The following is a 13680-nucleotide window of genomic DNA, read 5'->3' on the forward strand; positions in this document are numbered from 1 at the left end:
ATTATTTAAATTTTACTAATATCTCTTCACGAACTTTCTTACAATAATCTTCACTAGCTTTGCTACCATACAGTGCTTCATATCTAAGCTTTATTAGAGCAATAACCTTATCCAAAGTCTGCATTTGTTCTTGTTTTTCAATTTGAGACGAATCTATAAAATATTCATCAATAAAGGATTTCCATACAGCTTCTCTAACATGTCTTGTCAATCCATTAAACTGACTAATATCGCCAACACATGATTCAGGTGAATCAAAAAAACTAAAATGCATCACCGCTAAATCAAATAATGGGGAGCCTATAGAAAAACTCCCCATATCAATAAGCATCATTTCGTCCTTAACCATCATAATATTATTAGTATGAAAATCCCCATGAACATACCCTTGGCACATATCAAGGCGCAACATAAACTTCTCAACATTATCTCTGGTATTACCATCCAAATATTTTGCATAAGGCAAAGCTTTAGCTATTTTTTCAGTCGACTTTGGAAAATCAAAATCATTTACATTAACCTTATGCAGTTTTTTTGCGAGAATTCCTATTTTTCTTCCTATTTCCTCTGCCTCATGAGGACATAGCTGCAGCACCTCTGATATTGTTTTTGCGCCGATCAATTCATATATGATTCCAAATCTTCCATCTGCAAAAACCAATTCAAAAGATATAGGTGTGGAAATACCTGCCACAAAAGCCGTTTTAGCATTTTTCTTTTCTTGTAATACTCTCTCTTTTGGAAAACCGTCATAATATAACTTTACAATCTTATCTTCTTCAATTCTATAACATTCTCCGGTTGCACCTTTTGCAAATGGGGTTAAACCATCTAAGCTTATCTCCTTAAAATCCATTAGTCTCTCCTTTGACATATTTCTCCAAAGTTTCAACACTATCCCTAATTCTAGTCTCTCGCAATTCAGGAATTCCTATTCCTACTGAGTATATTAGGAACAAGAATCTAATATTCCCCAACATCTCTATTTGTTTTAGTACTGAATTATATTCTTCATAAGGTAAATAATTATAATAATTTCTCACCGTACTATAAAATAGCTGACTTGAAGTATCCTTGTTTATTCCTAAAAACTTTTCAGTATTATTAGGTTCATGTTTATTAAATAAAATATATGTCATATAAAGTCCTGCAAACTCAAAAATAGGATTTCCTACACTGAGGGTTTCCATATCTATTAAAACTATCTCTTCATCAGAAATCATCAGATTCTTTAATTGAATATCCCCATGTATAACAGAGTACATATCAGCTATCTTATTTAAATCTTCAAAAAGTTTATAATACACCTCATCTGATAATACATTCTTTACAGCTTTGAGCTGTTCTAGATACATATCTTTTATCTTTGGAAAAATATTATCCTTTGTCTCCACCGAATGAATACTTTTTATGAACTCTGCATATTTCTTATAAAACTCTTCTGCTTGATTTAAATGACGTAAAAAATACTCATTACAATTTGTGGATTTAATCAATTCAAAGACTGCGCCATATTTATCGCCAACCTTTACAATATCAAAAGGTATAGCTGTGGGTATTCCTAGCAAAAAAGCATCCTTCGCTTTTGCTACTTCTATTTCTATATTGCATAAATCTTCTAAATTATAAACCTTTACAATGGTATCACTATCAATTCGATATACTGTTCCCATTGCACCTTCACCTATTTTTTCATATCCTTCAATTGCTAATTGTCTCATTGGTCGCTTGATTTTTATTATTTTTGAGAATCCTGTCATCTCAAATATTTCATATATAGCCGATGAAACATTAACAACCATAATATCATTATCCTTCTTAAGCTTTAAAAGCAAACGAAGACCTGCACTTGATATATATTCAAGTTTTTCTGCATCAAAAGCATACTCTGTTCTATCTCCTATTAAGTTTCTAATTTCCACTTCTAATGCATCCACATTATCAGAACTGATTCGCCCTTTAAGACAAATATATAAAATATCATTTTCTATATATTTTTCCATAAAGCCTCCGTTTGCTTTCATTAAAATCTAAAATATTATTTCTAACTATAAGTTGTCATAGTTGAAGACTTTTATATTTTAAATAAAATGTATTTCAGAACTGTGAAAAATAGATGCTTTCAATATTAAAAAAATGACTTCTTGTGGGCTACTTAAGGAAAAATCCCACAAGAGGTCATAATATATTAAATGTTTTTTACTACTAGAAGAACCAAAACCATGACCAAAGACTGTTATACCAGCAGCCATAATTCCAGCCATAATCATAATATCCATAGTTCATAGGATACCATACTGAATTTCTATAAGAGTGCTTTCTAATAGGAGCATTGTCCTCAACAACATACTTGTCTAAGTCTGGACAAATTCCATCAGAATCACCTGTTCCATGCCAATAGTTTGGACTGGTTGTTTCACCTGTTCCTGCAATGCATTTTCCAGTCACAAGATTTCTGTCTGTTCTATATGAAAGTGTGATATTGCCGTTGATTGGAGCTGTCTCCTTATCAAAGCTGTATCCACCTTCAAGGTATGCACGATCTGTATCAATCTTGCCTTTACCAGACACTGCTGCACCGCCTCCAATAATCTCGCGGTTGCCTGTAAGATTCATACCAAATCCACCAACAGCAATAACTTTGCCATCGCCATAGATTGTTCCATTGTTAAGAGTAATGGCATCACCACCCATAGATGAAAGCTGTGATTCACCACCACCAAATACTGCAAGCACAGAACCATCTGGAACAATGAGCTTACCTCTAATTGAAAGCCCCTTCTGACCTACACCATAGTTTGCAGCTTCATCGCCCTTGATATAAACATTTCCTTTGATTGAAACAGTGCCATCCACAACTACAACCGGATTACTATTGTTTCTATTAATATCATCTCTTCCGGAGAAATTTGTATGAGAAAGGATTCTTGCATTTTCAAGTGTAGAACCATTCATCATTCTAAGCTGCCCATTAATAGCTGAGCCAAATGTGAAGCCTGCATCCTCTCCATAATCAATATAATCAGCAGAGAATGTACCACCATTTTTCACCTCAACAATTCCTTCAAGTGTTGACTGGCGAATAGAAAGCTTAGCACCTCTTTCAACAACAATCTTTACTCCACTGTGAACGCGCATGTTAACCATTGTTAGATTGCAGCCTGCTGGAATAACTAGAGTCTGACCAGGCTGTTCACCATTGCTAAGTGAGATTGCCGTTCCAAGCTCTGCATAGGTTCCAGTTGTATGACTTCCATACCATGCCTTAATATCCTTAGGAACTGTTACCACGTCAGCACCTAAATCTGGAATATACCAAGGTACCTGGTCATAGATATATTTACCATCACTGGTCTTAGTAGCACGGTCATAGTTTAAAACATCTACAAGCTTTCCATTTTGCTCATATACATTGAATTCTACTGGATTACTAACAGCTACACGATTCTTTTCATCTGTAAACTGAACATATACCTGATAGGTGCCTGCCTGCTGTGGCTTTCCAGTAACTGCTATTGTTCCATCCCAAACATTATAGTTCATCTCAACACCAGGACATTCTGGCTCAACTACAATCTTTGTTTTACTAAGGTCTGGATTAATATGCACGGCGTCTTCTGCAGTTTCGAAATAGCTTAATGAATGCCATGCGTCTTCTGAAACAGCCTCTCTTGCCACTTCCTTTTCAACTAAAGCAGCCTCAAGCTTCACTGTATTTCCTTCAGGTGCTTTATATGAAATACCTGTAGCACTTGAAACACCGTCGATATCTTCCTCGCCCACCATCTTGTGTTCAAATTGGCCTACTAATCTAATAAAAAGATTCTTAGTATCTTCTTCAGCCACAGGCTCTTCTGTGATAGGCTCCTCTGGCTCTGTGCCAGGATTAACAGTCACTGTAAAGGTTTCATCATATGACCAAAAACCATGATAATCTGCTTTTAGGCTAACAGTAGCTGTTCCGGCACCTATTGCCTTTATCTCAGCTTTAGTAATCTTGTCCCAGGAATTTCCATCATCAGTAGATTCGATACTTACAATTCCATCCTGGTCTACAGACCATTCCAGCTGGTAGTCACTGTACCCGTAGGCACGTTCTCCCTGAAGAGTTGCAGTGTCTCCAATTTCAAGAGTAATTGTCTCCCTGTTTTTTATTACTCCTCTCTCCTCAGCATAAGCTGAAATTGCATTTTGTGGGATAAAGCTTAGCATAGATACTATCCCAAGAACCGATAAACTAACTTTGAGTAGCTTTAATACTCCTTTTTTCATATATATCCTCTCTTTTGCGCAATATATTTACCACATTTTCCCATATGTAGTATACGCAAACCTATGTTAGTTTATAATAACTAATTCTAGTTAGCAATAGCTTCTTAAAAGAAAATTAAACAAACTAAAAAGCATTAAATATCTTTCCCAATAATATAATGGAAATTAGGATCATCCACTCCAATTAATTCTTTCATCATAAAAAATACGCATTTATATATTATTATGAAAGTGTGTAGTCTATTATTTATGAGGGATTACTATGGCAAAAAGAAAAGGTCTAAAGAAAAAACTAATAAGCTTATATGTATTACTAGTTATATCAGTGTCCATATTGACGGGAATTAGTTCTTACACCATTCAGATGAGCGTTTACATGGCTCAATATGAGGAAAAATTACAAAACACTGTGGCCTACTTAGCTGATGTCCTGGCTGAGCAGGGCGATGAATTCATTGCATTCCAGGAATTATTCTTAGAAGTATCCGATAATGTATATGTTCCTATGGATTATGACGGTGACTATATTGACGCCAAAAACGAATTCTACGATAAATTCAGCACGGAATATCCTGGCAAAGTTATTGGAAAAGATGTAGCTTACTCAGATTTATCTGAAGAATTAAAAGTATTATTTGTGACTTACAAACACAAATATCTATATCATATTTTCCAATCTACATCAAAAAAATATGACATAATATATACATACTACATGGTCCCTGCTGGCGATTACTATATGTATTATATACTTGATCCTGTACCTAGCTCCCAGGTAATAGATGGCACAGAGTACATGATATTAAATGACAAAGTGCCTGAACCTATCGAAGAACACGAGCATATGTGGGCTGCTTGGGACACTGGAGAGTTTACCCCAGGCTTCGACGAATATGATAACCAGTATGGTAAAACCTATGCCTGCTATTATCCTCTGTGGATGGATGGTAAAAAGATGGGTGTTGTTGGTGCCGATATTGAGATTGCCACTGTTAATAAAATTATCGTCGAAAATACCATACGCCAGATTTTATACATGGCCCTCCTTGTCAGTGTCTTCGGCGGACTATTAACATTTTTACTTCACAAATTCTATATTGAACGTTTGCTAAAACTTGAAAAGGCCATTGAAGATTTCGCCCTCACAAAGGATTTATCAATTGCTAAAAAGATAAAAAATGAAATAAATGGCACTGATGAAATACATGATTTAGCTGATGAAACTTCAAACATGATAGAATCTATTTGTGAATATGTAGATAGCCTTTCAGAGGCTAACGAAAAGATTAGATTCGCCAATGAGCTTGCTAATAAAGATACCTTAACCGGCATTAGAAACAAAACCGCCTACGACAATGAAGTACAAAAGATAGAATTCCAAATTGCCCAAGAGAATTTCGATAAGTTTGGAATCGCCATGGTAGATTTAAACTACCTAAAGCTTATCAATGATAACTTCGGTCATGACAAAGGTAACATTGCAATTAAAAAGATATGTAATATTGTCTGCGTAACCTTTAAACACTCTCCTGTCTTTAGGATTGGTGGTGATGAATTTGTTGTTATTCTTGAAAATGAAGATTACGACAACATCCATACCCTAATTAAACAGTTTAGAGACACTCTTAATGATATATCAAAGGATGAAACTTTAGAACCATGGGAAAAGGTATCCGCTGCCATTGGATGGACCATCTTTGATAAGCAAACAGATTTGGGCGTACAAAATGTGTTTAAACGAGCCGACAATCTTATGTACGAAGATAAAAAGAATATGAAAGCAACTAGAAATTAAATTAGTAAAAGGGCTGCCTCGGCAGCCCTTAACTTTATTCTACATCCTGCAACGCAGCGAAGTCTTCCTCGCCTGTTCTTTTTAAACTAGATTATTTACTATGCCATAATCATTCTAAACATCTCAATTACCTGCTCCTTTGTAGCCTCGCGTGGGTTACCTGGGTAGCAAGCATCGTTAAGAGCATCTGTTGCAAGCTGCTCTAAATCTTCTTCCTTAATCTTATCAAGAGTTGTTGGGATTCCAACATCCTCAGATAACTTCTTTACAGCTGCAATAGCTGCATCACGATATTCATCCTGAGTCATGTTATCAACACCTTCAACTCCCATAGCTCTAGCAACCTCGCGGAGTCTCTCACCTGTGTACTCACGGTTAAACTCCATAGAGATTGGAAGGAACATAGCACATGCAACACCGTGTGGTGTATCGTAATGTGCAGAAAGTGTGTGAGCCATTGCGTGGTCAATACCAAGACCTACATTTGAGAATCCCATACCAGCAATGTACTGACCAAGAGCCATTCCCTCGCGGCCCTCTTTCTTATTCTCTACTGCATCACGGAGATTCTTAGAGATAAGACGGATAGCCTCAAGATGGAACATATCTGTCATTTCCCATGCAGCCTTTGTTGTATATCCTTCGATTGCGTGTGTAAGAGCATCCATACCTGTAGCTGCTGTAAGGCCCTTTGGCATTGATGACATCATCTCTGGGTCAACAACTGCAACGATAGGCATATCATGTGTATCGACACATACAAACTTTCTTTCCTTTTCTACATCAGTGATTACATAATTGATTGTAACCTCTGCTGCTGTACCAGCTGTTGTTGGAACTGCAATGATTGGTACACAAGGATTCTTTGTAGGTGCAACACCTTCAAGTGAACGAACATCTGCAAACTCTGGGTTTGTGATGATAATACCGATTGCCTTTGATGTGTCCATAGAAGAACCACCACCGATTGCTACGATGCAGTCAGCACCAGACTTCTTGAAAGCCTCTACACCATTCTTTACGTTTTCGATTGTTGGATTAGGCTTAATATCTGAATATACCTCATAAGGAATATTTGCCTTATCAAGCAAATCTGTAACCTTTCCTGTTACACCAAATTTAATAAGGTCTGGATCAGAAGCAACAAATGCCTTCTTGAATCCGTTTCCATTGATTTCATTAACTACTTCTTGGATAGCTCCAGCACCATGATAAGATGTTGGATTAAGAGAAATTCTGTTTGCCATTATTCTACACTCCTTTTCTTCCTAAAAAACTTCGTGTTAAAAAATTAACACCCTACAATGATAATTTTATCATCATAGGGTGTTTGAATATAAGTTACAAATGTGTGTATGTGTAACATTTTATAAATTTCTAATAAACCTTATAAATACGGCCGTTGTCAGACTAATTTTATTTTAGCAAAGAGGCCGTGTAACATTTCTGGCATCGCATCTATCATCAAATCAGCAAGCTCTTCCTCAGTCTCTTTCATACCCTTCATGAGCCACTGTACAGTCATGTAGATAGATGCCTGGCAATACATTTCCAGCAACTTTCTCATGTGCTTATCAAGATTTTCACCAGTCTTTTTCCTGATTAAATCACAATAAAACTCGTAGATCATGATAAAGTCATGGTCCTTGAGATTGTTCTGGTCGTCCCCTTTGAAGCCTGCTGTAAAAAAAAGTCTCTCCTGCTTTATATATGCAAACTTTTTGATTAGTCCCTCACGAATGGTTTCACCTTGGCCCATCTCCTTGAAGGATTGTTCCAATAGGCAATCAAAATACCAGTTAATCAGGTCATATTTGTCGATAAAGTTGCGATAGAAACTTTGTCTTGAAACACCACACACATCCACTATCTGTTTGACAGTGATGTTTTCCACTGATGTTGTTTTCATACAGGTTTTCATAGCTTCCGCCAGCTTGTATTTAATGTCTGATTTCATGATGTTCAGCCCTTCCAGACTTCTTACATATATTCTGACAAGTCAATGACAAGCCCATCATAGGATGATACCTTCATTGCCTCAGGATGTAGATATGTTTCAGGTATAAAATCTTCTTTTGCAAGATATTTGGTAACAATCTTTTTTTGCAAATCAACAATCCAATACTCCTCTACACCTATGTTTCTATAGATAATCATCTTATCACCATAATCATTTTTTTGCGTGCTAGGTGAAGTAACCTCAACAACAAATTTAGGAGCTGTATGGATACCATTATCCTTTATTCCTTCTTTATCGCAAACTACCATAACATCAGGCAAAAAGAAGTTACTAGCATCCTCTTCATTTAGCAATTCATTACAATATAAAGCCACATTTTCTTGGAAAACTTTGCATGAACCACCATTCGAAGCTATATGATTTCTAAGCGCCATCGCTATATCTGAAACAGCTGAATTGTGGCTAACAGATGTTTTATCTTCAATAACAAGATTTCCATTTATCAATTCTGCATGTTTTTCCATTGCCTCAACATCTGACAATACATAATTATGCTGTGTATTCACTACTGCCTCCTAAACTCAAACCATCAATAACCTATAAATCAATTATAAAAAATAAAAAATAATTCCACAACATCATTTTTCTTCCACAACTTTCCACAACTTTCCACAACTTCATTTTCCTTCCACAACTTTCCACAACTTTCCACAACTTCATTTTCCTTCCACAACTTTCCACAACTTTCCATAACTCCACGTTAGATTTACTTATAACTAAATAAAAGCTGCTGGAACCCCTAAAGATTCCAGCAAGCTTTTATACTGCTTCGATTATATTTTTATAATTGTTTTCTTTGCTAATGCAAGCCTGCCCATCACCATCCAAAAACTGTTTCAGACCATCTCGCAAGCTAGCGTAGTCCTTTAGACCTAGCTTATAGAGCTTTTCATTTGATTCTCTACTCATTGTAAAAGTTCCCATAGATAAGTGCTCACTAGGCGCGAATATAAATGCCTTACCATCTTGCTCTAGCTGATAAGCCATACGCTGACTAGCCGTATATGCGATATGCCTGTTATTTAGAAGCTCTATAATTTTAGGATAGTTTCTGCATTTAAAAGAGTAAAATCCCCTAAGGCTTTCAGGCTTCTTTACAAAGTCCCTTGGCTTGGACATAATAACCACCAGTTTATCACAGCCATCCTCTATAGCTTTCTTAACAGGTATTGAATCAGATACACCACCATCATAGTAATAGTGCCCATCTATCTCTACAGGAAGGCATGCCCCTGGCAGTGCTGATGAAGCCATGATAATTCTATAATCATCCTTTGGCATTTCTTCCTTATGAAAGTATCTGGGCTCACCACTATTTGCATCTGTTGCTACTATAAGATACTCTGTGTTATTCAACATAAGGCTTCGATAATCTAAAGCATCAGTTCCGTCAGAATTGCTCAATGTACCATAGATATATTGAAGTCCAAACAGATTATGTGTCTTTAAATAACTCTTTAATCCAAAATAATCTGGCTCAAATATGTGGTCCGTATAAAAACGCCTATTTCGCCCCTTCTGCCCTGCCAAAAATGAAGCTGCATTTGCGCTTCCCGCAGACACACCAATACAATAATCAAATTTGATTTTGTCATCTAAAAAAGCATCCAGTATTCCTGCACCATAAGCGCATTTCATTCCACCGCCTTCAACAATAAGTCCTATTTTACTCATTTTTCCACAACCTTCTCTACTTAACCAACACGTTTTCTTAATATTAAGTAATTACCGCTGGCTTTTCAATGTTCAAATTGAAAAAGTTGTATATTCATGCTAATGACTTCCTCCTATAATCTTATAAACATCTTACCACAACTTTCCACAACTCCTACATAGATTTACTTCTAACCAACAGAAAAGCTTGCTGGAGCTCTCCCCTTAAGGTTCCAGCAAGCTTTTAGCTTCTCTACCAATAAATTTTCATTCCATCAATAGCTTTCTAAAATCCTTTAGCCCTGCCACTTCACCTGCTGCCACCATCTGGGCGCCAATATTGCCAAGGGCTGTGGCCTCTGATGGACCAGCTACTACCCTTTTACCAGTGATTTCTGCTGTGAGTTTATTCAAGTATCCAGCTTTCGAGCCACCACCAACTACGTTTATTGTGTCAAAGTGCTTGCCTGTTATATTTTCAACCTCTTCACAGGCATTTCTGTAGCATATTGCAAGGGATTTATAAATTACCTTTGCCAATTCCCCTGGTGTTTGCGGTTCATTCTGACCATGATTTCTACAGTATTCCCTTACTGCTTCAATCATTGAATCCGGTGCCAAGAAAACCTCATCATTTGCATCCACTATAGAATCTATATCTGCCGCCTCTGCCATTTCACAAAGTTCAGCAAATGAATACTCCTGTCCTGCTGCAATTAGCTCATTTCTTACAGACTGAATCATCCATAATCCCATGATATTTTTAAGGAAACGGAATCGTCCCTCATAGCCACCTTCATTTGTAAAGTTGGCTTCCATAGCTTCCTTACTGCAGATAGCCTGCATGTTTTCACTTCCAAGTAGTGACCATGTACCAGATGAAATGTATAGTACATTGTCAGATATGTTAGGAACTGCAAATACAGCTGAAGCAGTGTCATGAGTAGGTGGAAGTACAACTTTGCAGTCGAATCCCACTTCTGCCTTTACTGAATCTGAAAATACGCCTATGTATGTACCAGGCTGCTTAATCTCACCAAATAAATCCTTATTGAAACCAAGCATCTCAATAAGCTCATAGTCCCACTCTTTTGCATCAGGATTAAGGAGCTGGGTTGTAGAACAATTGGTATACTCATTTGACTTCACACCTGTCAGCAGATAATGTAGATAATCTGGCACCATCAAAAAGCTTTTCGCATCCTTAAGATAGCCCGCCTTTTTATCCGCCATAAACTGATAGATTGTGTTAAAGATAGCCTTTTGAATACCAGTACGCTCATATAGCTTATCCTGAGGAATGATTTTGTAAACCTCTTCGTCCATTCCAGCTGTTCTGCTATCGCGATATCCAAAGCATGGGCGAACCACATCATCGTTTTCATCTAACAATACATAGTCCACTGCCCAAGTGTCAATGCCCATTGAGGTCGGGATTTTTCCAAGCTCCTTACATTTCTTTAAGCCAATAATTATCTGTCTAAAAAGCTCATCAATATCCCATCTCTTATGACCATCCACCTCTATCATTCCATTGGAAAATCGATGGATTTCCTCTAAAACAACTTTGCCATCTTCAAGATGGGCAAGCATATGCCTGCCCGAAGATGCCCCAATATCTACTGCTAAATAGTAATTTGCCATTATCTTTCTCCAATAACATCGCTCTTCTTTTCGTATAAGCACTCTTCATTAATCTGAACACCAAATGGAGCATTTAAAGCTCTAAACTCATCTGGCTGAATTGTCTGGCGCTTTTTGTTTGTCATCGAAAGCACCTTTACAAGAACCTCTGCTGCCTTCTCCACTGTATGCATAAGACCAAATGCAATATCAAAATCTGTACCGCATACAAACATTCCATGGTGAGCCCATACTGCTACATCCTTTGTTGCCATGATTTCAGATGTGGCAACTGCTATGTCTCTTCCACCTGGAACCATCCAAGGCACTACGCCGATTCCCTGAGAGAATACGATTGGGCACTCTGTAGCCATCTCCCAGATTTCTCTTGTGAAGATTTCATCCTCAAGTGGAAGAACATATGTAAGTGCGATTACATTTGTTGGATGACAATGATATACAACTCGGATTTCATCATCTCTTTTCTTGCAAACCTCAAGGTTCATAAGGTGAGATGGAAGTTCTGATGTTGGTCTGCCACCATTTACAAATCCCCATACGATTCTATATTTGCTACCAGCCTCATCTACTTCTATGATTCCGATAGAATCTGTTGGATCAATAACTACATTTCTGAAATACTTTCCAGAGCCTGTCACAAGGAAGTATTCTCCTGCTAAATCTGTAACAGTTGTTCCAATTTCTCTCCAATCACCTGCTACAAACTCTTCTTTTACACTTTCTACTTCCTCAGGCTTGATTCTATATGAAAGGTTTCCGCCATTGCGCTCATGCCAGCCCTGCTCCCAGCCGTCATTTGCCATTCTCATAAAACCTTCTATAAACTTTGCTTCTAATACTTTCATTTCTATTTCTCCTTTATCTAACTACTACTTCAACTGGTACGTTAAATACCTTTGCAACTTTTTTGATTGTTTCAATATGGTGACCAACTGCTGCACCAAAATGATGTGTAGGACCAGTCTCGCTCCATCTGGTTACAAACTCTGCAGCGCTGCAGCTGAATCTTGTACGCATCATTGTGTCACCATTCTGAAGAATCTTTCCTTCTTCGTTGACACCCTCAGCAACAACAAATTTGAAATGGCCCTCGCCATCCTGTGTGATACCAAGGTAAGTGATAGGTCCTGTAGGTGGATAGAATTGTGTAAGATACCCGCCTCCAGCTTTTCCGTGGAACACATCCATCATCTTCATAGTTGGTTTCTTCGCTTGAGATATTGCAGCATCTCCAGAACCAGAATGGCCTATAAGGGTAACATCATCGTTGAAATCAATAGTGTACATTTCTGCTAGCTGGCCTGTTCCAGAGATAGTCTTTAATATACTCATTGCCATTGCAACCTTCATATCTCCTTCAACTGCACAGGCTGTGCCTTGCTTTATAAGCATTGAGAAGGCTGGAATAAGAAGACTATCCACCTTGCCGGCAATTCCCTTTGCAAATCCATCGTAGTGAGATGCTATAAGGCCAAGTTTTTCATCCTTAACCCACTGTTCAAATGCAACCACATACTTTGCCATTTCCCAAACTTTATCTACATCGCCGCCACCAACGATATCGAATGTATCTAAGATATCCTCAGCCTTTGCCTTAATAACTGCCTCATCTGTAATGTCATCTGCGATAGCCCAAATCTTTTCCCAGTCAAACTGCTTTGTATAAAGCCCCATTCGTCTGTAGAGATTTGACTCATCGATATATAAATCCATCATGCCAGGATATGGTCGTCCAATCTGGGCAATATTTGTATCTCTAAATCTGCGACGGCAATTGGCAGCCAAGCACCACTCACATATTTCTCTTGCAACATTTTCATCGCCACCTTCTACAACACCAGTGATTACGGCGCTGCGCTTTCCATAGCGATTAAGATCTGCCACCATTTCTCCAACTGCTCCGCAGGCATAAGCTTCTCCAAGCCACTCTGCTGTGCCAGCTGTATCATAATCAAGTGCCTTAAGCTTCTGTACATTTACAAGGACTACAGGAACATCCAAATCCTTTACCGCTGGAAGCATGTTGTAACTTGTGGCATAGGTTAGAAGCTGCATGAATACTAAATCTACATCTGCTGCTCTAAACTTATCCCCTGCAGCCTGTGACCGCTCTTTTGTTGTAACTACACCTCCATCGATTATTTCTACAGTGTTTGGAATTGACTTTTTAAAATCCTCAAACTGCTTTTCAAATTCAGCTACCAACACTGGAAACTGTGGTAAATATGCGCCAAGTGCAATTGAAAACACACCTACTCTTGCTTTTGTTTCTACTAACATCTTAACCCTCCTAGAA

12 protein-coding genes are annotated in these 13680 nt (G+C 37.7%); 1 reads left to right on the forward strand and 11 read right to left on the reverse strand.

Annotation, left to right across the window (positions count from 1 at the left end):
* Position 1: 1 nt before the first annotated feature.
* From IJ535_RS09670 to IJ535_RS09680, 3 genes are all read right to left on the reverse strand, one after another.
* Positions 2 to 856: a phosphotransferase gene (locus IJ535_RS09670; protein ID WP_294301903.1), complete on the reverse strand. Its 855-nt coding sequence runs from the start codon at positions 854 to 856 to the stop codon at positions 2 to 4.
* The gene (locus tag IJ535_RS09675) at positions 846 to 2003 is read right to left on the reverse strand and encodes a phosphotransferase (protein WP_294301908.1); all 1158 of its coding nucleotides are present in this window, start codon (positions 2001 to 2003) and stop codon (positions 846 to 848) included. The genes IJ535_RS09670 and IJ535_RS09675 overlap by 11 nt, the downstream gene beginning before the upstream one ends.
* 202 nt (positions 2004 to 2205) lie before the next feature.
* The gene (locus tag IJ535_RS09680; RefSeq protein WP_294301911.1) at positions 2206 to 4272 is read right to left on the reverse strand and encodes a hypothetical protein; all 2067 of its coding nucleotides are present in this window, start codon (positions 4270 to 4272) and stop codon (positions 2206 to 2208) included.
* Positions 4273 to 4534: 262 nt separating this feature from the next.
* Between IJ535_RS09680 and IJ535_RS09685 the strand changes: the two genes are divergently transcribed.
* Complete coding sequence (locus IJ535_RS09685) at positions 4535 to 6067, forward strand: GGDEF domain-containing protein (protein ID WP_294301913.1); 1533 nt, start codon at positions 4535 to 4537, stop codon at positions 6065 to 6067.
* 98 nt (positions 6068 to 6165) lie between these two features.
* Here the strand turns inward: IJ535_RS09685 and fucO are convergent, their stop codons facing one another.
* The 8 genes from fucO to IJ535_RS09725 all read right to left on the reverse strand — a co-directional run bounded on the left by fucO (position 6166) and on the right by IJ535_RS09725 (position 13664).
* On the reverse strand, positions 6166 to 7314 hold the full coding sequence (gene fucO, locus IJ535_RS09690; RefSeq protein WP_294301916.1) for a lactaldehyde reductase: 1149 nt from the start codon (positions 7312 to 7314) through the stop codon (positions 6166 to 6168).
* A 158-nt stretch (positions 7315 to 7472) separates the two neighbouring features.
* On the reverse strand, positions 7473 to 8024 hold the full coding sequence (locus IJ535_RS09695) for a TetR/AcrR family transcriptional regulator (RefSeq protein ID WP_294301919.1): 552 nt from the start codon (positions 8022 to 8024) through the stop codon (positions 7473 to 7475).
* Between the two features lie 23 nt (positions 8025 to 8047).
* A complete protein-coding gene (locus IJ535_RS09700) occupies positions 8048 to 8593 on the reverse strand; it encodes a Uma2 family endonuclease (protein WP_294301922.1) in 546 nt (181 codons plus the stop codon).
* A 38-nt stretch (positions 8594 to 8631) separates the two neighbouring features.
* On the reverse strand, positions 8632 to 8778 hold the full coding sequence (locus IJ535_RS09705) for a hypothetical protein (protein WP_294301924.1): 147 nt from the start codon (positions 8776 to 8778) through the stop codon (positions 8632 to 8634).
* Between the two features lie 68 nt (positions 8779 to 8846).
* Entirely contained in the window at positions 8847 to 9761 is a 915-nt protein-coding gene (locus IJ535_RS09710; protein WP_294301929.1) for a patatin-like phospholipase family protein, read from the reverse strand.
* A gap of 246 nt (positions 9762 to 10007) precedes the next feature.
* The gene (rhaB, locus tag IJ535_RS09715; RefSeq protein WP_294301933.1) at positions 10008 to 11384 is read right to left on the reverse strand and encodes a rhamnulokinase; all 1377 of its coding nucleotides are present in this window, start codon (positions 11382 to 11384) and stop codon (positions 10008 to 10010) included.
* On the reverse strand, positions 11384 to 12229 hold the full coding sequence (rhaD, locus tag IJ535_RS09720) for a rhamnulose-1-phosphate aldolase (RefSeq protein ID WP_294301936.1): 846 nt from the start codon (positions 12227 to 12229) through the stop codon (positions 11384 to 11386). The genes rhaB and rhaD overlap by 1 nt, the downstream gene beginning before the upstream one ends.
* A gap of 13 nt (positions 12230 to 12242) precedes the next feature.
* Positions 12243 to 13664 carry an arabinose isomerase gene (locus tag IJ535_RS09725; RefSeq protein WP_294301938.1) on the reverse strand — a complete coding sequence of 474 codons (1422 nt, stop codon included), beginning with the start codon at positions 13662 to 13664 and terminating at the stop codon, positions 12243 to 12245.
* Positions 13665 to 13680 lie beyond the last annotated feature (16 nt).

The organism is Pseudobutyrivibrio sp., assembly GCF_017471675.1.
Lineage (GTDB): Bacteria > Bacillota > Clostridia > Lachnospirales > Lachnospiraceae > Pseudobutyrivibrio.

Bases quoted from the DNA above. Each gene is read 5' to 3' on its own strand.
- IJ535_RS09670 (WP_294301903.1), bottom strand. From the start codon at position 856: ATGGATTTTAAGGAGATAAGCTTAGATGGTTTAACCCCATTTGCAAAA.
- IJ535_RS09675 (WP_294301908.1), bottom strand. From the start codon at position 2,003: ATGGAAAAATATATAGAAAATGATATTTTATATATTTGTCTTAAAGGG.
- IJ535_RS09680 (WP_294301911.1), bottom strand. From the start codon at position 4,272: ATGAAAAAAGGAGTATTAAAGCTACTCAAAGTTAGTTTATCGGTTCTT.
- IJ535_RS09685 (WP_294301913.1), top strand. From the start codon at position 4,535: ATGGCAAAAAGAAAAGGTCTAAAGAAAAAACTAATAAGCTTATATGTA.
- fucO (WP_294301916.1), bottom strand. From the start codon at position 7,314: ATGGCAAACAGAATTTCTCTTAATCCAACATCTTATCATGGTGCTGGA.
- IJ535_RS09695 (WP_294301919.1), bottom strand. From the start codon at position 8,024: ATGAAATCAGACATTAAATACAAGCTGGCGGAAGCTATGAAAACCTGT.
- IJ535_RS09705 (WP_294301924.1), bottom strand. From the start codon at position 8,778: ATGGAAAGTTGTGGAAAGTTGTGGAAGGAAAATGAAGTTGTGGAAAGT.
- IJ535_RS09710 (WP_294301929.1), bottom strand. From the start codon at position 9,761: ATGAGTAAAATAGGACTTATTGTTGAAGGCGGTGGAATGAAATGCGCT.
- rhaB (WP_294301933.1), bottom strand. From the start codon at position 11,384: ATGGCAAATTACTATTTAGCAGTAGATATTGGGGCATCTTCGGGCAGG.
- rhaD (WP_294301936.1), bottom strand. From the start codon at position 12,229: ATGAAAGTATTAGAAGCAAAGTTTATAGAAGGTTTTATGAGAATGGCA.
- IJ535_RS09725 (WP_294301938.1), bottom strand. From the start codon at position 13,664: ATGTTAGTAGAAACAAAAGCAAGAGTAGGTGTGTTTTCAATTGCACTT.